15 protein-coding genes and 1 pseudogene are annotated in these 20,338 nt (G+C 38.7%); 4 read left to right on the forward strand and 12 right to left on the reverse strand.

The features are described 5' to 3' along the window. The first annotated feature begins 6 nt into the window (after positions 1-6). Both PCRYO_RS06965 and PCRYO_RS06970 read left to right on the forward strand, forming a co-directional pair. Positions 7-3,189 (forward strand): type I restriction endonuclease subunit R, encoded by a 3,183-nt coding sequence (locus PCRYO_RS06965; protein WP_011513693.1) that lies wholly within the window; start codon positions 7-9, stop codon positions 3,187-3,189. Positions 3,190-3,476: 287 nt separating this feature from the next. Beyond that, positions 3,477-6,104 (forward strand): AAA family ATPase, encoded by a 2,628-nt coding sequence (locus tag PCRYO_RS06970; RefSeq protein WP_011513694.1) that lies wholly within the window; start codon positions 3,477-3,479, stop codon positions 6,102-6,104. Between the two features lie 65 nt (positions 6,105-6,169). On the opposite strand, the pseudogene PCRYO_RS06975 reads toward PCRYO_RS06970, so the two are convergent. The 6 genes and pseudogenes from PCRYO_RS06975 to PCRYO_RS07005 all read right to left on the reverse strand — a co-directional run bounded on the left by PCRYO_RS06975 (position 6,170) and on the right by PCRYO_RS07005 (position 13,820). Further along, positions 6,170-7,206: pseudogene (locus PCRYO_RS06975) on the reverse strand (IS256 family transposase). Positions 7,207-7,308: 102 nt separating this feature from the next. Beyond that, entirely contained in the window at positions 7,309-7,758 is a 450-nt protein-coding gene (locus PCRYO_RS06985; protein ID WP_020443541.1) for a hypothetical protein, read from the reverse strand. Continuing rightward, on the reverse strand, positions 7,755-10,100 hold the full coding sequence (locus tag PCRYO_RS06990) for a hypothetical protein (RefSeq protein ID WP_011513698.1): 2,346 nt from the start codon (positions 10,098-10,100) through the stop codon (positions 7,755-7,757). The genes PCRYO_RS06985 and PCRYO_RS06990 overlap by 4 nt, the downstream gene beginning before the upstream one ends. A 5-nt stretch (positions 10,101-10,105) precedes the next feature. Continuing rightward, positions 10,106-11,686: a site-specific integrase gene (locus PCRYO_RS06995; RefSeq protein WP_011513699.1), complete on the reverse strand. Its 1,581-nt coding sequence runs from the start codon at positions 11,684-11,686 to the stop codon at positions 10,106-10,108. Then, positions 11,676-13,064 (reverse strand): site-specific integrase, encoded by a 1,389-nt coding sequence (locus PCRYO_RS07000; protein WP_011513700.1) that lies wholly within the window; start codon positions 13,062-13,064, stop codon positions 11,676-11,678. The genes PCRYO_RS06995 and PCRYO_RS07000 overlap by 11 nt, the downstream gene beginning before the upstream one ends. 282 nt (positions 13,065-13,346) lie before the next feature. Next, positions 13,347-13,820, reverse strand: coding sequence for a hypothetical protein (locus PCRYO_RS07005; protein ID WP_041753113.1), 474 nt, complete (start codon positions 13,818-13,820; stop codon positions 13,347-13,349). 223 nt (positions 13,821-14,043) lie between these two features. Here PCRYO_RS07005 and PCRYO_RS07010 point away from each other — a divergent pair, with 223 nt between their 5' ends. Continuing rightward, positions 14,044-14,718 carry a hypothetical protein gene (locus tag PCRYO_RS07010; RefSeq protein ID WP_011513702.1) on the forward strand — a complete coding sequence of 225 codons (675 nt, stop codon included), beginning with the start codon at positions 14,044-14,046 and terminating at the stop codon, positions 14,716-14,718. A gap of 126 nt (positions 14,719-14,844) precedes the next feature. Here PCRYO_RS07010 and PCRYO_RS07015 read toward each other — a convergent pair whose 3' ends face one another. The 6 genes from PCRYO_RS07015 to PCRYO_RS07030 all read right to left on the reverse strand — a co-directional run bounded on the left by PCRYO_RS07015 (position 14,845) and on the right by PCRYO_RS07030 (position 18,729). Beyond that, entirely contained in the window at positions 14,845-15,600 is a 756-nt protein-coding gene (locus PCRYO_RS07015; protein ID WP_011513703.1) for a zinc-dependent peptidase, read from the reverse strand. A 97-nt stretch (positions 15,601-15,697) separates the two neighbouring features. Next, complete coding sequence (rhuM, locus tag PCRYO_RS07020; RefSeq protein WP_011513704.1) at positions 15,698-16,708, reverse strand: RhuM family protein; 1,011 nt, start codon at positions 16,706-16,708, stop codon at positions 15,698-15,700. A gap of 85 nt (positions 16,709-16,793) precedes the next feature. Then, entirely contained in the window at positions 16,794-16,952 is a 159-nt protein-coding gene (locus tag PCRYO_RS13075; RefSeq protein WP_020443547.1) for a helix-turn-helix domain-containing protein, read from the reverse strand. Beyond that, on the reverse strand, positions 16,953-17,135 hold the full coding sequence (locus PCRYO_RS13160) for an AraC family transcriptional regulator (RefSeq protein WP_144061763.1): 183 nt from the start codon (positions 17,133-17,135) through the stop codon (positions 16,953-16,955). It lies immediately after the preceding gene. Positions 17,136-17,206: 71 nt separating this feature from the next. Further along, positions 17,207-17,410 (reverse strand): hydantoinase B/oxoprolinase family protein, encoded by a 204-nt coding sequence (locus tag PCRYO_RS07025; RefSeq protein ID WP_011513706.1) that lies wholly within the window; start codon positions 17,408-17,410, stop codon positions 17,207-17,209. Between the two features lie 362 nt (positions 17,411-17,772). Next, positions 17,773-18,729: an EamA family transporter gene (locus PCRYO_RS07030; protein ID WP_011513707.1), complete on the reverse strand. Its 957-nt coding sequence runs from the start codon at positions 18,727-18,729 to the stop codon at positions 17,773-17,775. 183 nt (positions 18,730-18,912) lie between these two features. On the opposite strand from PCRYO_RS07030, the gene PCRYO_RS07035 reads away from it, so the two are divergent. After that, positions 18,913-20,337, forward strand: coding sequence for a PLP-dependent aminotransferase family protein (locus PCRYO_RS07035; protein WP_011513708.1), 1,425 nt, complete (start codon positions 18,913-18,915; stop codon positions 20,335-20,337). Position 20,338: the final 1 nt, after the last annotated feature.

Here is a 20,338-nt window from a genome sequence, read left to right on the forward strand (position 1 = left end):
TTATAGTTGAAATTCACCGAAGACAGGCTTGAACAAGCCATTATCGAGCTACTATCTGCTGAGGGCTATCCACATACGCTAGGTGAAGCACTCGACCGTAATCTTGACGATGTGCTGATTAAGTCTGATCTTCGACAGTTTCTAGCGACCCGTTATAAAGATGACTTGATTACAGAGTATGAGATTGATTCTATCATTCATAAGCTTGAATACCTTCCTGCCTCCGACCTTTACGATACCAACAAAGCCATTATGAAGTTTGTCGCTGATGGGTTTTTCTTGAAGCGTGAGGACTATACCCAAAAAGACTTATACATCCAGCTCATTGATTATGAAGCACTCGATAACAATCGCTACCGCATCGTCAATCAAATGGAGATACAAGGCTTTGAGTGGCGTATTCCTGATGGCATTCTTTATATCAATGGCCTACCACTGGTGGTGTTTGAGTTTAAGAGCAGCATCCGCGAAGATGCCACTATGTTTGATGCCTATACCCAGCTGACCACTCGCTATAAGCGCGATATTCCAGAGCTGTTTAAATACAATGCCCTATGTATCATTAGCGATGGGGTCAACTCAAAGATGGGATCGTTCTTTGCGCCTTATGAGTTCTACTACTCTTGGCGCAAAGTGACAGGCGATGAGAAGTTAGAGAAAGACGGTATCCATTCCTTACTGACCATGATGAGCGGCTTATTTGATAAAGCTCGTTTGCTTGATGTTATTCGCAATTTTATTTATGTACCTGATAAATCAAGCAAGGAAGAAAAAATCGTTTGTCGTTATCCGCAGTATTATGCTGCCACCAAGCTATACGACAATATTAAGCAGCACATGAAGCAGCTCGATAGTCATGGCAACTTAATTGACGATAATGGCTTACGTGACGGTAAAGGTGGTACGTACTTTGGCGCCACTGGCTGTGGTAAGAGTTTTACCATGCTGTTTCTAGCACGTCTGCTGATGCGCGACGTTGAGCTTGGCAGTCCAACCATTATCTTAATCACTGATCGCACCGATTTAGACGGTCAGCTGTCTGAAACCTTTACCAATGCTAAGACCTATATCGGCGATGACAATATCATCAGTGTCGAAAGTAGAGCGCATCTGCGCGAACAGTTAAAAGGTCGCAGAAGTGGCGGTGTGTTCTTGACCACCATTCATAAGTTTACCGAAGACTTAGCCCTACTGACCGAGCGTACCAACGTCATCTGTATCTCAGATGAAGCGCACCGTAGCCAAATCAATCTACAGCAAAAAATTACCGTCACCGAAGACGGTGTCAAAAAGAGCTACGGCTTCGCTAAGTACCTACATGATTCATTACCCAATGCTACTTACGTCGGCTTCACAGGTACACCAATTGATGCCACCCTTGATGTCTTCGGTCCAGTCATTGATAGCTATACCATGGTTGAGTCGGTATTCGATGAAATCACGGTACGTATCGTCTATGAAGGCCGTGCTGCCAAAGTACTACTCGATAGTAAGCAGCTTGATGAAGTAGAGAAATACTATCAAGAAAGTGCTGACGCTGGCACCAATGAGTATCAGATAGAGAAAAGCAAAAAAGCCATGGCGAGTATGTCCACCATTCTTGGTGACCCTGATCGCATAAGAGCCATTGCTGAAGACTTTGTTCAGCATTATGAGGCGCGAGTAGAAGAGGGTACGACGCAAAAAGGCAAGGCAATGTTTGTCTGTAGCAGCCGTGAAGCTGCCTATCAGCTCTATAAAGACATCATAGCGCTGCGTCCTGAATGGAATGAAGTGCGAGCATGCGAGGAAGGCTCAACCTTGTCAGAGAGCGACAAGAAAAATGTCATGCCCATGGAGCGCGTCAAGATGATCATAACTCGTAACAAAGATGATGAAAAAGGCATGTGGGACAATCTGGGTAACAAAGACTACCGCAAAGAGCTAGATCGTCAGTTTAAAAATAGCAAGTCTAACTTTAAGATCGCCATCGTCGTTGATATGTGGCTCACAGGCTTTGATGTACCGTTTCTAGATACCATCTATATAGATAAACCCCTACAAAAGCATAGCCTGATTCAGACCATCTCACGGGTCAATCGTAAGTTTGAAGGCAAAGAAAGCGGCTTGGTGGTTGATTATATCGGCATCAAAAAGCAGATGAATCTGGCGCTCTCGTATTACACAGGCGGTCAGGTTCAAAACCTAGACGATATTCAAAAGTCAGTCGTGGTGGTCAAAGACCATTTGGATCTACTAGATACCGTCTATCATAAGTTTGACTCTAGTCTTTACTTTAACGGCACGCCATTAAAGCAGCTCAATTGCTTGAATGCAGCGGCTGACTTTGCGTTGCAATCTAAGAAGCTAGAAAAGCGTTTTATGGATTTGGCCAAGCGTTTGAAGTCTGCTTATGATATTTGCGTGGGCAGTGAAGCGCTCACCAAGACTTATAAAGACAAGATTCATTACTACCTAGCCATTCGTACCATCATCTTTAAAATCACTACTGGCGGCGCACCTGACGTCGAGCAGATGAACCAAAAGGTACGTGACCTAGTGAAAGACGCACTGATGAGTGATGGCGTTGAAGAGATCTTTAAGCTGGGTGATAACACCGACGGTGAGATCGATATCTTCGATGAAGACTACCTGGCCAAGCTTGAAGTGATTAAACAGCCGAATACCAAGCTAGAGCTACTACAACAACTACTGGCTAAAGCCATTGGTGAGCTGAAAAAGACCAACAAGGTAAAGGGTGTTGATTTCAGTAAGAAAATGAATGCGCTCGTTGAGAAGTATAACGACCGTGACGAGCAAGACATACTACGCGCTGAAGTCATTGGTGATTTCTCTGATGAGATCATCAAGCTATATAACGAGCTACGGGTTGAGATGGCATCGTTTGGTGAAATGGGTATCGACTTTGAAGAAAAAGCGTTTTACGACATTCTGCTGTCACTGGCGCATAAATACGATTTTACTTATCCAGAAGATAAGCTGGTTGAGCTGTCCAAAGAGGTTAAAAAGCTCATCGATGATAAAGCTAAGTATATTGACTGGAATAAGCGCGATGATATCAAAGCGGAACTACAGTTTGATTTGATGATATTGCTTGATGAATGGGATTATCCACCTGTTGATTCAAAAGAGGTCTATAAAGAGATATTTGAGCAGGCTGAGAACTTTAAGAAGAATAGAGTGGTTTAGTTATAATTATACGGTTTTTAACAATTGAAACTTATGTCGTTTTTATACTAATGTCTAGAGTGCTATTTCAAAGCTTGGTTATCAACAATCAAGCTAATGAAAACTAAAATGATAAATAAATTTTTGAACATGGAGAATATTAGGGTTGATTTTTTAAAGGTGTCTGCTGACACCGACTGTTAAAACCTTCAGGATATTAATGTTTTATTTGCTGCTAGAACTACTTTTATTATGTAATCATTTGCATATAAGTTTAAATCAGGATGATTCTGATTAAGAGGGAAATTATGCTTAAAAACGAATACTTACGCTTTATGAACACTATAAAACTAACTGCAGCGCCAAATGTATCAAAGATGGCTAATTTAATTCTCGCTAATTTTGATGAGTTGGCGTTATTGGGCACGCATCAAGGTCAGCGAGTAAGAAAAATAGTAGAGCTAACAGTTACAAGCTGGAATCAGTTATCCGATGAAATCTCACAATCACCAAAAGGTAGTTCTAAAGCTAATCCACTTATAAAGAGAATAGTTTCTGTAGAAGTGGGTCCATTTCGGGGTTTTGCTAAAGAAGAGGTATTGATTCTTGATAGCAATATAGTTCTTATATACGGTCCTAATGGGACTGGGAAAACGAGTTTCTGCGAAGCATTAGAATATGGGTTACTTGGAAGTGTTGCTGAGGCTGATAACAAGAGATTTAAAAATCAAGATAAATACTTTGAAAATGCCCATACAGAAAGCTTTACTCGTCCCATTCTTTTAGGTCGTAATGATCAAGACGAAGAAATAGAAATAGAATTTGACCAAGAGCTTTACCAGTTTTGTTTTATTGAAAGAAATCGTATTGATAGCTTCTCACGTATAGCAGCTCAGCTACCAGCTAAGCAAACAGAGCTTACCTCAACCTTATTTGGTCTTGATGCATTTAACGATTTTGTAAAAGGTTTTTCATTAGCAATTGATCAGAAATATATAGACTTGGTTGGGAAAAAAGCAGAGGAATTGAGAGTTAAAGAGCGAGAAACTGACATTCATGTTAGAAATAGACATCAGTATCTGGCTGATCTACAAAAAATAAAAGAAGATGAGAATAGCCTAGCTAGAACATATAAAGACGGTTATACCTTTTTGCAGATGGATGATGAGCTTAATGGAAAACAGGGTAGTAGTGGGGAAATAAGTCGTATCGAAGCAGAGCTTCAAAAGCCTATAACATCTAAATCTAACCTGAACCTAGACTCTATGAATAGCGTTCGACGAGAAATTAGAAATGCTTACTCTAGAATTATGATAAATAATCAGGAGTTAATAGACAACTCAACACAAATTTCATATAAAAGGTTGTATGAATCAGTACGTGTATTGCAAGATGAAAGCGCTGATAAGTGTCCTGCTTGTGAGACTCCAATAAATTTATCGACTAGAAATCCCTTTGCTAATGCCATTCTAGAGCTAGAAAAATTAGAGCACCTTGCCAGAATTCAAGATGAAATACATCTTGAAAAAAAGACACTTAGCGATTCACTAGTAAAGTTAAATAGTATTATTACAGTTTGTGATAACTATTCCGATAATGATTTTTTAAAAGAATATTTAAAGGAAAATTCTTCAGAATTAGATATTGAATGGTTTCATAGCTTAGAAAATTCCAACTCTAGTGCTCATGCACCAATAGTCTTAATAGAAAGAATAATAAAGAATCAAATGTTAGAAGATTCAAAGATCACTCAGAAATTAGAAGAAAAACGAATAAATAACAACGGTTTAGAGAAAATAAGGGCTATATCCAATCAAATAATAAAACTTAAAGTGAATAAAGAAAATATTAATGAGCAACTAAAAAAAGCTGATGATTTTATAGCTAAATTTGAAAAAGATAATGCTGAATTAATCGAAGATGTTAACTCAGAAAAAGAAGTGATAGCTAATAATATTCTGATTGCTGAATCTTACAACTTATTGATTATATCTCTAAATGATTATAAGAATAACTTACCTATTGATTTAGTTGCAGATTTGGGTGACATGACTACTAAATTATATAATGCCTTTAATAGATACGATCAGCCTGAGGAGATGATCGGGAGGATAGATTTACCACTTGCACAAGATGAAAAATTATTAATATCTTTCCAAACAACACCTGCTAAGAAACATGATGCATTACATGTACTAAGCGAAGGACATATTAGGTGTTTAGGTTTAGCCATCTTACTCGCAAAAAATATTAAAAATAATTGCCCTTTGATTATATTTGATGATCCTGTAAATTCTATAGATGATGAACATCGGAAGGCTATTCGTGAGACATTATTTAAAGATAGTTTTTTCAAAGATAAACAAGTTATTTTAGCGTGCCATGGCGAAGAGTTTTTCAAAGATATACATCAGACTATTGGAAAAAAAGCTGCAGAAGAAACTGAATCATATATTTTCTTACGTCAAAAAGGTGAAAATCATATACAAGTCACCTCTAAACATCGTCCTAAAAATTATATTCTAGCAGCATCGGAGTTATACTTTAATGGTGAGTATAAGGATGCCTTAATGTCATCGCGTCGTGCTTTGGAATACTTATGTGACAAAGCATGGTGGCACTACAGCAACAATTGTCATATAAGGGATCCGGCTATCAGTGTCGTTAGACGAAACCCTAAAGCACCTTGGGATTTAAACGCATTAGCTGCAAATATATGTTCTAAAATTAAAAAAGCTAAAGTAGATGTTCCAAATAAAGATGAAATAATTATAAGTCTCGACTTACTGCTTGGTCTGGGTAAGGATGAAGGTGGTTTACATTGGGCTTATCTAAACAAAGGTACTCATGAAGAAGAGGATCGTGAAGAATTTGATCACATTACTGTAAAAGAAATAATTGAATCATTAGAAAGAATAGATTCCTCTTTACTGTAGTAATGATAGTATGTTGAAAGCTAAGTATATTCTTGAGATCATCCCAGATTCTGTGTAACTGCCGTTTAGATTAAATGCTTACTGATACGGTCATCAAACATAATCATAAAGCGATTAAGGGCAGACGTCCAGTTACGAATGGGCATCGACCACTTTTTAGATGCCTGCTGGGTTGCTAAGTACACCACTTTAAATGCCGCCTGATCAGATAGGAACACCTTACGCTTATTCACCGCCGTTCGAATCACACTGTTTAGAGACTCTATCGCATTGGTGGTATAAATCGCTTTTCTGATGTCTTTAGGGTAACCAAAGAACACTTTTAAGCCTTCCCAGTTATTGCGCCAAGACTTGACCACATGTGGGTACTTATCGCCCCATGTTGCGTCGAAGGATTCAAGATTGGCCTCTGCTATCTCATGCGTATCAGCGCCATAGATGGCCTTTAAGTCAGCGGCTACGGCCTTCTTATCCGTCCAAGGCACAAACTTCATTGAATAGCGCACCATGTGCACGATACACAGCTGAACCTGAGCATTGGGGTAAACGGTATTGATGGCATCAGGAAAGCCCTTTAAACCGTCGACACAGGCGATTAGGATGTCTTGTACCCCGCGGTTTTGCAATCCAGTGAGAACCCCTAGCCAGAACTTAGCGCCCTCATTCTCTGATAGCCACATACCAAGCAGCTCTTTTTTACCGTTAAGAGCGACACCTAACGCTAAGTAAATGGCTTTGTTGATGATCTGCTTATCTTGACGGACTTTAACGACAATGCAGTCTAGGTAGACAATAGGATAAACACTGCTCAGCGGCCTATTCTGCCAAGCGGTGATGTCCTCTAAGATTTTGTCAGTGACTCTTGAAACCAAGCTGCTTGAGATATCTACATCGTAAAGCTCTTTAATGGTTTCGACGATTTCATAGGTTTGTCTGCTTTTTCATGCTTAGGGTAGCCAAGATGTTCTTCCATCTCAGCTTCTAGGGCAGTGTCGATGAAGGATTGCATGAGCTGCTTCTGAAAGTCTTTGATGTCATCGAAGCTATTCATGCTACCAGCCATTTGCTCGGCCAGTTTTTTAAGGTCAGATTGAGTAGTCATTGCTTATTCTCCGGTTAGTGAATTATAAGCAGTTACACACTTTTTAGAAAAGGCTCTTTTAGGTCTTTGTTAGTATCTTAAATATATTTATTCTAAACCTATTTAGTCTTTATTTCTCATTTCTCTAATAATATGAGGTGCTATAATTCTTTCAGTGCGAACTGATGTCTTACTATTAACCTCTTTAATAATTGCTATTAAAGTCATTGTATTTTCAGAAAGTCTATCTTCGAGATTAGCGATCTTCTCTTTTAACCTAGCATTCTGTGAAACAAAAGCCTCTCGAGTTCTCCCATTAATATACTGCTGCTTCTCTTTATTCTTTAAATTTAAAGGACTTAATTGCTTGTCTATATAGTATGAAATTAGATTGTGACGTTCAAGCGATGTACTTTTGCTTAAAGTGCTTAAACCGCCTCTTATTATACCTTTGCATACTAATCTCTGATGTAACGCCGAAGGGGAGATAGGCGAATTTTCGAAGCCTTCTTCTAACATGGTAAGTAATTCCTTCTCAATAGCATCATCTAATGCTCTACCACGTAATGTCATTTGCTTAACTCCTTCTGAGCAAGATGTTCAAACGCAAATAGATCGGCTAAAGTGCTAATATGCCTAGATTCAATTTTGTTATTGGTTCCAGCATAGATATTAATTGTATTTTTATTTGAAAGAGATTTTTTAGTAACTTTTTCAAGATGTATAACGTGATCTAACTGGTTACTTACTTTTTTAAGAACCCCTTTACGCTCATGGTTTAATAAAACTATCTCTTCTGCTTCAATTAAAAGTCGCTCTAATTTGTTTTTTAAAGCAATTATCTTATATATTTCATCAGCTCGCCCAGTGAGTGTGAAGTGGCTACAAGACTCTCCGCTTTGGCATTTCACTCCATATGGACAGCTCCATAAACCAACATCATAAGTGCAAGATCCAAGTTTTAATGGATGTAAATTAGTATGTCTAAAAATCATTTCTTCTGCTGCAGAACTCCCTTCATCATTTTCAATATCATCAAACGCAGCTTTTAAATCTTCAAAAAGATCTTCTTGAAATGACATCTTAATAAAATTAGATTTTTCATACTTATTATCGAATGTGTGTAAATTAGCTTTAAGATTTAATTCAGTGTCTAAGTTCTGTGATAAATGAATAGAGCCTATTCTTTTAATTACTTCAATTGGTGTCAGCTCAGACAACTCATCATTTATTGTTCTATCTTCTTGAATAGTATAGGGTAAGACAGAAGCACCAGTTTTAAGGTGTTCAATAGCTAAATGCTTGTAGTGCTGATTTTGAGTAATATCTATACGGCCCATCAACATAGCTTGTAAATGGTCGGCTATCTCAGCTATAGCAAGAAAGGTATTAATATTGTGCCTAGGAATATGACTTGTCAATCTTGTATAATCACTATTAGATTCCTTTAAGTCGTATTTCTGGAAAATAGATACAGATTTACTAGCACCTAAAAAATCATTTATTATTTTATTGTCAAATGGTATAGGAGTCGATTTATATACTAATGTTCTACGAATATTGGTAGACCCGCGAGCATGAATAAACAGTAAATCTTCGTAAGGGATTTTATTATTTTTCTGATTAGTATTCCATACAACAGTACATAGATTAGTAGTCTGATTTTGATCGTCAATAAAGCTTTGAGCGACGAATTCGTTAAGATTTGCTTTCGAAAAAAACTCTTGTCTATCTTTTTTTATAGAAATTAACCTAGCATTCCTTAACGTCTTACGTACCTTATCACGACGCCCCCCTCGGCCTCTATTATCTGATTTTGTGCCAATTATAAATCTATCTATATCGTCTAATTCCACAAAATCAGAATTTATTAGCTCAATTTCTTTAGGTAAATAACTGGAAAATTTATTAACTCTTAAGTAAATCAGATGTTCACGTAATGGTTGTGTCAAATCTTTAACAGTATCAAAAATAGTTTCGACCAAAGGTACTGAAGAAGGCTCCAACCAGTGAATTCTTTCGCCAGCACCTTTAGCACCAATATATTTAATTCCTAGGAAGTAGGGGCGTAACCCTTTATTTATTAATCTGTTTTTGGTATCTAAGTCTTCAATCTCTCTTCTAATAAGGCTGTCTTTTCTTAAATTGATAGCTTCAATGGATCTAAAGCCTGTAATGATGAGTAGGATAACTAAGTTTAATAAAATTCTTTCACCACGGTCCTCACATTTATGAATCAGATTAACTATGTTCAGAAACGTATCAATAGTAATTAATTTCTGCTTATCTTCAATATTTTTATCATCAATAAAATCTTGTTCTTTAAGGTTCTGTAGCTCCTTTGCTTTTCTTGTGTAATTAGAATTATTTGAATATGTTGTACTATTTTGGAAATTCAATGGGGTTAGACAAAAGGCATAACGATTTATTAGGTTTTGTAAACTGACACATCTGCCTAAGGTGTCAGCTACATTAGAATCGTTATTTTTAGATGAGATGGTATACAAGTCCATCGCATGATGGATAACCTCTGTATTTAAGTAAATCGGATGCTTTCTATCTGTTAATTCTAGCAATGAGTTATACCAACGTTTTAATATTATTAGATTAGCAACTGCCACAGTCGTAGATATAGATTGCTTCTTGCGATAAATAGCAACAATGATTGATTTCATAAAATCTTTATATTCTTTACTATTAATAATTATTTTAGATTTAATGCCTTTCATTCGATCACTAATGTTGTCAAAAGTTAAAATTCCTTTGCCACTTCCTTTTAACCACCCTGTACCATATGTTCCTATATTCCAGGCATCGTTGTCCCAATTATGATGGAAATCTTTAGAGAGGTTTGATTCAAAAAAAGTTTTCTGCTCACTAATAAAAGAAGCGTAGTTCTGAAAAATATTATCCATTTATATCACTCCACATTAGTTAACGTAATAGCATTTGGATTTATTGCAATGCTTTTACATCGTGCGATAACTGATTTAATTTCTTGGCTAGTTGCTTCATATACTTGAATTAACGGATTTTTAGAGTTACCGACTGAGTCAGATAACTCTATTAAGTCAAGATGCTCTCTTTCTACACTTTGCAATACTGAATTATGATTACCTTCTTTGAAGGGGTTAAAATATAAACACCCGTAACATGATCGAACTTCAGAGAAGGGGCATTCATCATATGAACGATTACAACCGCCTAGTTCTGAGTAAAGGGTATTGTGCACAATCCCACTAACCTGATTACCTTGCCATTCAGATTTTGAGACAATGGCACCAGTTAATAGCATTGAGATCATATTTTGCCATACAGGGTTATTCCCTAAAGATTTTTCTCGAACTAAAGCTAGTTCTGGTGTTGCCAAAATATAATGCTTAGCGGCCACTAAAGAGTTGTGTCCCATTATATGAGCAACTTCTTCTGCACTTGCTCCTGTCATTGCCAAAGAGTGTCCTACATTGTGACGGAAATCAGAAGAGGTGTAATGAGGCTGTACCATATTATTACTTTCAATAGCTTTACGAGTTTCCAGAGGTGCGAACCTCACCATTTGTCTGTTAATAGCTTCATTAACAAATATAATGGCATTGCTACCAATATTGAACAACTGGTCTCCTTTATTTCTCTGAGTCCTAAGTTCATATTCCAACATAATTCTGGCTAACTCAGGTGGAATGGCAATTAGGATCTTATCAAGTATGAGTTTTTGCTGTTTTGCATAAGGTATCGCTATGCTGTAACGCATTAGGTTGCTTCTTTTTGATTTGGAGTCTAAATTAATGTCTCCGACGGCTAGTCTAGCTAACTGTACAGGTCGGATACCACAAACATAACATAGGCCTAATACAGCACTGTCTTGTAATTCACCAATTGGCACTTTATCTGAGCTATTACTTGTAATACGAAAAGATAATTCATGTATGCCTTTAATTATAAGGTTTTTATCATGATCTTTTAGAACTGCATCAATATTTTGATAATTACTCCATGAGTTATTAATTGGTCTCGGTATAAACTCTAGATCTTCTAGATTATCAATATCGAACTCCGGAAAATCAATTCTACAAAGAGTTTTAATAAAGAATAAGAAAAAGTAAAACTCTCTACTGTTAGTAGTTCTCTTCATAAAATCCATAGATTTTGAATAGGATATGGAGCTTGACTTTATGTTAAACGAGAAAAATAAGGTTAAAATATTATTAAGATGACTCAGGCCTATTGGTGAGTTCTTACTTACGAAACAAGCTAGTATATATTTTTTTAGCAAAACCTCATGTTTACCACCTATGAACTGAACCGAGGCTTTTTGACCAGAAAAAGTAAACGTCCATTTATCTTTTTTTGTATTTATATATTTATCATCAAACTCAGATGCCGTTTTAAATAATAGGGCAGTGGGTATATTTAATTTTTTAATAACTGTAATTTGCTGAGGTGTAAATGTATTTCTAGGGTCAAATTTAATATTAGTGTAAACAGTCCTATTAATAGTCATTTGACGTATCCTCAAAATAAAAATCTGATTCAATTGTGTTGTTTAATGTATGGATTCTTCTTAAGTTTTCCTTATTAGCATTTTCGGAAATAAATCGTTTTGCATATAAATCTGGCATTATGCTATTAGCATGCCAACCGGCAAGCATTCGAAGCTCATCCTTAGCATCTTCCATAATTCCATTGTTAGTAAAATCAATATTGGATCGCCCTGAAAGCCTTATAATCTCATTATATTTTTTGTTGTAAGTATTTTTTAGCATTGAGTAAGCCCATGTGTGTCGAGCCGTATGAGGGGTAATCTTTTTCATACAACCTAAATATTGAGAGTCTGTGAATTGTGGAAAGTGAGTAGTAAGGGCCTCATCAATTTTTTTGAATATTAGATAAATAGCATCATATGATAAAGGCTTATAAGGCTGTCTAAGTGTCGTGAAAATAAGCTGATTATTTTCTTTAGAGTTAGGTCTTACTTTACTAATATATTGTAGTAAACATTGATAATCTGTCTTATCTATAGCTATAGACCTGATGGAGTCCTTAGTTTTAATTGAAGGTTTACGGTATCTATTATCTTTTGAATTATCAGACATCGTAGTGATAATTAAGTAAAAGCTGCTACCGTCTTTACTGGTCTTGATAGAGGAGTTCTCGAGGAGCATTAGTTCAGATACACGTAAGCCGTAATTTAATAAAATACGTACAATAACAAAGTTACGTATTTGATTTTCAAGAATTCTGAAGGGGTTTAATGGATTAATTTTTTTAGATGAACTAGGCATTATTATTTTATACAACATATTTACCATCTCATCTGTAAGGCTATCGAACCCTTGATGGCTATTGACCTCAGTCGTAATTCTACTTTTTGAAATCTTCTTATAATTATCAGTATTAGACTTTAAGGAAACTAGAAGTCTATTTTGATGCCTTAATATTTCTTTAGGGCTTTCTTTGTAATGATAGGAATTAACGTATTTAATAGATATATACTTAATAAAGCGTGCAAATGCACGGACACGCTCTGCGTTGGTAAAAATATTTGAAACAGAGCTATGTTCTAGCGAAATTAGATTTGGTGAGTAAATGTGGCCGCCATTAAGATAATGGAAAAAGTCGTCAAGCTCATTGATTGCAATTGAGGGGTCGTGATTTGACTGATTGAAGCTATAGCAGAATGTACTATCAAACTTTTGATGCCAAAAATTATAAAAGAATTTGATTGCTCGCAAAGTAGATTCTTGGGTAGATACTGATCTCAGATTAAGCCTGTCTATTGAATACATCAAAGGGTAGAACAGAGGCATTTTTGTCTGTTCATCGAATAAGATTAATACATTATTGTCGTTGCCTACGGCAATCCTAAATAGTTCAAACATACCATTAACCGTATAAGCTAAATAATTATGAATAATTTAACTTATAAACATTGCGCGATTACTGGAGAACTGTTCTTTTATTTAGATCCCTTGATAAATAAGGCTGTTTGACATATTGATGAACTTATTAACTGATAGACCTAGTTTAACATAATATACATTATGCGAAAACAAACCAACGGTTTTATAATTTGGGCACATCATATTTTGTATAATGCTATTTGCTAATCATCCCATTGATTTCTATCAGCAGTTATTTGATGTCGATATATTGGTTTCTAATTAAGGACAGTTTTTAAGCAAATGCGCTCGTAAAGATGTTCCATCCTCATCTAAGATTACATCCGCCACTTGGCACGCAGAATTATCACAGGACAATTCATAATAAACATCATGGCCATGCGCTAAGCTGACTTGGACCAAGCCTCTGGTTGTCACTGAAAATTGCTTGTCTTGTGCATAATCAGGATCTTGAGAATTCCACAAGACATCATAACCCACATGACAGGATGTTTGCGCTTTAGCAAAGTAATCTTGCTCACGCTGCATGGCAGCCTTCAGATCCGGATTGGCATATTGTTGTAATACCACTGGGTTATCCATTCCTTCATTATTCACATCCTGCTGGTACATCTTAGCGACAGTATCAATTTTCATGGCAAAAGCTGTCTGTAACGGCTGCGTTAGATTAGCAGTAGCCGTGATAGCAGAAAATCCTATTGCGAGCATCATTATAGAAAATATCATTTTTTGCATGGCACCCTCCATGAAATATGACGTTTTAAGTGTTATATTCATTAAATCATATATAAACTACTACTTTACTGCTTAATTGTGTCTATCGAGTTTATTAAAAATACTGTTTACACAGCACCATTATAAACTTTGATGCGTTATTAGTACTATTGACTGGTAAATATACATTGGATCTAATATGTGTTTTGGAATGACTTAAATAAGCTACGATAAGGATATTGTTATGATGCCATCTACTCGTTCTAATATTTTTCAGTCTTATCTTTATAAGCTATCAACCGCGGCGGGTTTTGGTTTAGTGCTAGCAAGCACAGGGTGCCAATCTTCTGCTGAATCCAACGCCAGCACTCCAAATCAATCAACTGGCAACCCATCTGTACCTATAGTCTCAGATATGAGCCAGCAAACGCTCAAACAGCAAGCACTGCGTATCCAGCGCGCTCTTGCCAATAATGATTTTTCTAGAATCACAGATGATATTCACCCAACTCGTGGCGTACGTTTTTCGATGTATGCTTACGTAAGGACTGATACGGATAAAGTCTTTAGCCGCGAGCAGTATGCTCAGTATCTACAACAATCGAAAATTCGTTTTACTTGGGGCGAAAAAGACGGTACTGGCGAGGCATTGGTAGTACCACTACCAGAATATCTAAGAACTTGGATTGATGCTAAAAAATATAATAATGCGCGTATAACTATCAACGAGTTTGAATCTCGAGGCAATATGATTGATAACGTCAATGAGGCTTATCCAAAATCGGATGTGGTAGATTTTCATTATAAAGGGACAGCTGAATATGATGGTATGGATTGGCGTGGTATGCGCTTAGTGTTTGATGACTATCAAGGGAAACGCTACTTGATTGGTATCGTCAGCGATAGATGGACGGTGTAATAAAAAGATTAAGCGTTTGATTCATTAGAAGTATTTTATGATATTAGGGCAATGCATCGTTTATGATGCACCGCCCTTTTTGTTTGCTTCAACTATTATATATTTACTTTTTGATATACATAAATCTTACGGTCTTGGCTCAAGTGGCGTTTGCCGAAAAAACTTCACCATTATCTCGTAAATATCAGGATAAGCATCAATCAGCTTTTGCGGCGTTTCAAAGAACACTTCGCTGAGCACCGCAAAAAATTCCGCAGGATTGGTCGCGCCATAGCGATCGAGACCTGATTTATGATGACTTTGAAAATTTTCAAAGTCGCGGCTCATAATTTCAGTCCAGCGCGCAGGATCCATATCCGGTTGTAGCGGCGGAAAGCCATTAGCGCGACCATTTAGCATATCAAGTTTATGCACAAACTCATGAATGACGACATTATGACCATCGCGCTCGCCTGAGTGTTTGGCGTCCTTCCATGACAGAATAACAGGACCACGCAGCCACGCTTCGCCGCTACGGTGCTGACTGCCCTCATGGACGATACCCAATTCATCTACGGTGGTGGTTTCGCTTTTGTAAGAACCCGGATAAATAATAATGGCCGACCAGCCAGCGTACCATTCAAGGCTTAGCTTTAAAATAGGCAGACAAGCTTGCAAGGCGATAGATTGCTTGACCGCATCGGTAATCTCGAAACCCTGCGCGCCAGTAATCGACTTATCCGCTAAAAACAACGTCGCCAGCTCAAACAAGCGTGTTAGCTCATCTTCGTTCAACCTATCAAGTATCACAATCCGCTTGGCCGCTTGCATCCAGTCAGCATGGGTAAACTCGCTGTTGTCCAATATGCGCTGCTCGCGCCAGTCTTTTATCATGCTAAACATATTGAAGTTCCTTTAATTTTGTCGTTAGAATGTGCTTTTTATTGTTGGCGTTATGTGTTTTTAAGGGGTTAAGTGATGCTGACAATAAGCCTATTTATCAAGATTCTAATGACAGCATATTCATAATCAATTTAATCAAGGTTTCTTTTTGGTTGGGGTCAGACTCGGCAACCAACAAGGTTAATGCGGCAAGCCCGGTGTTATTAATAACCATGTCACCTTTATCATTGAGCAGTCGATTATTCCGATGCAGAAAATCTACAAACAAAAAAGCGCCGCTGCGTTTATTACCATCGGTAAAAGGATGGTTTTTGACCATAAAGTACAGTAAATGCGCCGCTTTACTCTCGATGGTCGGGTATGCAGGCTCGCCAAACACCGTCTGCTCTAAATTACCCAGTACACTGTCCAAACCATCACCACGAGGTTTGGCGAATAATTCAGTCGCCTCGCCCCTTGCTATCAGCTGCGCTTTCAAATCCGTCAGCGCTGCCATTGCCTCAGTCGGACTGGGTAAGATGCCGCCCTCTTGCCCTGCGGGATTATCAAGCAAACCTTCATCATAGCGCTGTAACCATAAGAATGTCTGTGTATAACGACTGATAATTTCAACCAAACCGCGTCCTTCATCGGTTTTAAGCTCGGGACTTTGCGCAGTCTTTTTGATTAAATTTAATGCTTGTTGTAGCTCGCTTGAGTTTTTATCAAAGCGCTCTTGGTTGAGCGTATAGCCTTGGACCAAGTATTCACGTAAGCGCTGGGTTGCCCATATACGGAACTGAGTACCTTTTTTGGAATTAACCCGATAACCCACAGAAATAATAGCATCTAGATTGTAAAAGCGAATGTTACGTCGAACCTGTCGATTTCCCTCTTGACGAACTACCGAGGATTGCTCGGTAGTTGCTTCTAGGTCTAACTCACCTTCTTTATAAATATTCTTTAGATGCAATCCTATGGTATCAGAGTCTTTTTCAAACAGCGTCGCCAATTGGGCTTGCGAGAGCCATAGAGTATCGTGCTCTAAACGTATCTCTATCTGCGCCTTTCCATCGGCGCTTTCATAAATCTCTACTTTTGCTGTTTTAGCATTCGTAGCATCAGTCATCTTGGTTTTTCCTTAACTTAATATACGCGCTTATGCTCAATTCATAAATCATACAGCGACTACGTGACAGAGTACATAACAATGACTATCCTGTACTTGGAGTATCTCGCGGCGTATAACCGAAATGCTGCTTATAAATGCTTGCAAAGTAACCTTGGTCACCATAACCGACTCTATGCGCCACTTCATCGATGGTTACGTAACTTTTGGTTTTTAAAATATGATTGGCCTGCTTTAAACGCAATTATTTTACCCATTCCGAAAAACTATAGGGCAACTCAACAAACAGCTTATGCAAGTATCTGACCGATATATGACAAGCAGCAGCGACCATCGCTGGGGTTAAAGCGGGGTTTTCTAGGTGCAGATGGACGTAATGCTTGATGCGCTTTAGATGCACCGACTGTATGGAGGATCTGGTACTCATCATCACCTCTTTCGGGGCGCTCAATGTCAATACAATAAGGTTAAGCAGCTGTTGCTCTAGGATTTTAACCTTCAATGAATGGGAATGTCTTGCCCTTGCAAAATCATCTCAGGCAAATGATCAAACAGCGCATTACTGTAGTCATGGGCTAAGTTGAAGACACTAGAGCGGGCGGTTTTTTCTAAGGTGGTTGTCATCTCACGCTGCGCCGTTTCTAGGGCGCCACGTACGACAGACAAGGTAATAGGATCTATAGAAGGGTGAGCGTTGCTCATGAAAGACTCTTTGTCGAGAAATTTGGGTCAGAATAAGCGCATTTATATAAGAGAAATAAAAGAATATACCGGTCTATATGACCATTTATCCTTACCCTTCAGCGCGCGCTTTATCTGGCTTATCATCTATCCTAATGATCAAGCTTTTTCACTATAGCGAGGTTTTGGCAAAATAGATTGACTGTGCGTGCAGAGTTTTTGACTGTGAGTGTACAGCTGTAGCTATAAGCAGCCTGTTTTCATCTTTATCATAGTGGGATATAAAGCGTTCAGAATAAAAAAAGAGCAATGCCTCATATGTGATGCACTGCTCTTTTTGTCTATTCTTACTAACCCTATAAGAAGCTATAAGTTATTTACTACTATGCGTGCGCAGACTTCCCGCCTAGGCCCATCTTCACATTTGCCAATATCAATCCAGATAAGATGAGCATCATCGCTAGCATCTTCCACCACGTCACCACCTCTCCTGTGAACAGCACTGAGGTCGCCATACCGAATATGGGCACCAGTAGAGCAAAGGGCATAACCTTGGAGGCGATATTTTGACTAAGCAAATGCGCCCATAGTCCAAAGCCGATCAGGGTTGAGACATAGACGATAAATCCAAGCGATAACCAAGATTGGAAGGATGCCTCAGTAAATGTGGCGAGATGCCATGCTTCGGTTTCGAATAGTAGAGAAGATAACGTCAAAATCACACAGGCGATCAGACCGCCCCATACCACTAGTGATAGCGCAGACAGTGCCGATGTCTTATTTGAAGCTTTGTTGTTTCTATTGCTATTGACAGGCAAGGCAGTAGCAATATTACTAGCGCTTTGCTGTGTTGAGGCTTGTTTTGAAGCAATATTGCCAAAGCTCCAACCTATGGCTGCAATCAATATGCAGATAAAGCCAACCAAGGGCATATCACCACCAAGGTTAAGCGCAATGACACCCAAACCTAGTACACCGACCATCATACCGATAATCTGCATGCGACTCACAGACTCACCTAATATGATATACGCCAGCAAGACGGTAATAAAAATTTGAACTTGCAACAACAGCGCCGTCAACCATGCCGATGCACCCAAATGCATGGCGGTGAATACAAAGGCATACTGCATAACAAACGTACCAATAGCATAGATAAATAGCGTACGGTTGAATTTGGGCGGTTTAAGGAACAAAACCAACGGCACAGCAGTAAAGAAAAAACGTAGCGCGGTTAACATCAGTGGCGGAAAGCTTTCGAGCGCCCATGCAATAAAGGTAAAGTTTACACCCCAAATAAAGGCAACCAATACAGCTAGAGCGACGTGTAGAAGGGTCATAGGCTTTATCCTAGAATAGCTATTATTAGTTCTGAGTTGTTATTAATGTTTGAATCTTAAGAATCAACTATAGTTTAAATGCCCATAACAGACCCGATACAGTTTTACTAATGGCGAACAAAGTGTATAGTTACTCTTAACGTTACAATTAATCATGACATTGAAGAGATAAGCACATTCATTATGGTCGAAACCTATACGCTCAATCCAAATTTAACCAAGACTGCCGCCGTCGCTGAATGGTTACAGCAGCGTATTGACTGGCAGATTTACCTGCCCAATCAGCGTGTGCCCTCGGTGCGAAAGTTAGCGAAACTATTAAATATATCAAGCTTTACGGTGGTACAAGCTTATGAGCAATTGGTAGCTACCAGTGTGCTAATCGCTAAGCCCAGCTCGGGCTACTATGTCAATACGCAAGCAAAAGTAGTTCAGCCAAATAATGATAAAAGAGTGGTCGTTAAGCACCCAAAGCACCCAGTAATAGACACGCGCTGGCTGGTACAGCAGGTCTTTAATGATATTCCGCATCATCGCTCGCCAGGGGTGGGAACATTACCGAGAGACTGGATACGTAATGATAAGATGGAATGGGCCATACGGCAGGTCACTCAGCAAGCCGATAGCTTTATCTATGATTATGGCAATGTTCACGGCTATCTGCCGCTACGTCAGCAGCTGGTTCAACACCTACATACGCTAGGCATGCAAACTAATGCTGACCATGTGATTACTACCGCAGGAGTGTCGCAAGCCGTGACCATGGTGGCGCGGCTGCTTACTCAAGCTGGGGATACGGTGGTCGTTGATGGGCCGGGCTGGTATTGGCTATCAAGCTGTCTGCAACAACAAGGATTAAACGTCGTCTCTGTAGAACGTGACCATCAAGGGCCTAATATTGAGCAGATGCAAAAGCTGTTTGCGACGCATCGTCCCAAGCTCTATTTGACCAATAGCGTGCTGCATAATCCGACCTCTTGTAACCTGCATCCTGCTCGCGCGCACCAAGTACTCAATCTTATTCATGAGTACGATGCTTATATTTTTGAGGACGATTTATACGCTGCATTCGTACCGGGTGGTCAAGTGCTGCGTTATGCTAGCCTTGATCAGTTTGAACGGGTGTTTTATGCGACTGGGTTTTCAAAGTCAATGGCGTCAGGCTGGCGCGTTGGCATGTTGGTCTGTCCTGATAACTATATCGATGATGTATTACGTATGAAAACCTTGAGTAATTCAAACACACCAGAATTTGGTGAACGGGTTTGTCATCATTTATGGACGCATGGTGAGTATCGCCGGCAGATTAAAAAAGTGCAGCAGCATTTATATAGCGCTCATGAAAGAATGCGCCAAGTATTACCAAGGATAGGACTTATCTACCCTGAGCATACACAAGCAGGTCTCTTTGTTTGGGTAGACACGGGGCAGGATACCAGCCAGCTGGCACTAGATGCCTATAAAGCAGGCTGGCTGGTCGCACCGGGGCAATTATTTTATCCCGATGCCCGCACCTCAACCCATCTGCGCCTAAATGTATCAACAACAAGCGATGAGTTTTTGCAGTGGTTAGGTGATTATTTGCATAAATGCGGTCAATACGGATAAA

Origin of the sequence: Psychrobacter cryohalolentis K5 (assembly GCF_000013905.1) — a bacterium.
GTDB classification, from domain to species: Bacteria; Pseudomonadota; Gammaproteobacteria; order Pseudomonadales; family Moraxellaceae; genus Psychrobacter; species Psychrobacter cryohalolentis.

What these genes read in the sequence shown, in the direction of transcription:
- PCRYO_RS06970 (WP_011513694.1), top strand. Translation starts at nt 3,477, where the DNA reads ATGCTTAAAAACGAATACTTACGCTTTATGAACACTATAAAACTAACT.
- PCRYO_RS06985 (WP_020443541.1), bottom strand. Translation starts at nt 7,758, where the DNA reads ATGACATTACGTGGTAGAGCATTAGATGATGCTATTGAGAAGGAATTA.
- PCRYO_RS06990 (WP_011513698.1), bottom strand. Translation starts at nt 10,100, where the DNA reads ATGGATAATATTTTTCAGAACTACGCTTCTTTTATTAGTGAGCAGAAA.
- PCRYO_RS06995 (WP_011513699.1), bottom strand. Translation starts at nt 11,686, where the DNA reads ATGACTATTAATAGGACTGTTTACACTAATATTAAATTTGACCCTAGA.
- PCRYO_RS07000 (WP_011513700.1), bottom strand. Translation starts at nt 13,064, where the DNA reads ATGTTTGAACTATTTAGGATTGCCGTAGGCAACGACAATAATGTATTA.
- PCRYO_RS07005 (WP_041753113.1), bottom strand. Translation starts at nt 13,820, where the DNA reads ATGCAAAAAATGATATTTTCTATAATGATGCTCGCAATAGGATTTTCT.
- PCRYO_RS07010 (WP_011513702.1), top strand. Translation starts at nt 14,044, where the DNA reads ATGATGCCATCTACTCGTTCTAATATTTTTCAGTCTTATCTTTATAAG.
- PCRYO_RS07015 (WP_011513703.1), bottom strand. Translation starts at nt 15,600, where the DNA reads ATGTTTAGCATGATAAAAGACTGGCGCGAGCAGCGCATATTGGACAAC.
- rhuM (WP_011513704.1), bottom strand. Translation starts at nt 16,708, where the DNA reads ATGACTGATGCTACGAATGCTAAAACAGCAAAAGTAGAGATTTATGAA.
- PCRYO_RS13160 (WP_144061763.1), bottom strand. Translation starts at nt 17,135, where the DNA reads ATGAGTACCAGATCCTCCATACAGTCGGTGCATCTAAAGCGCATCAAG.
- PCRYO_RS07025 (WP_011513706.1), bottom strand. Translation starts at nt 17,410, where the DNA reads ATGAGCAACGCTCACCCTTCTATAGATCCTATTACCTTGTCTGTCGTA.
- PCRYO_RS07030 (WP_011513707.1), bottom strand. Translation starts at nt 18,729, where the DNA reads ATGACCCTTCTACACGTCGCTCTAGCTGTATTGGTTGCCTTTATTTGG.
- PCRYO_RS07035 (WP_011513708.1), top strand. Translation starts at nt 18,913, where the DNA reads ATGGTCGAAACCTATACGCTCAATCCAAATTTAACCAAGACTGCCGCC.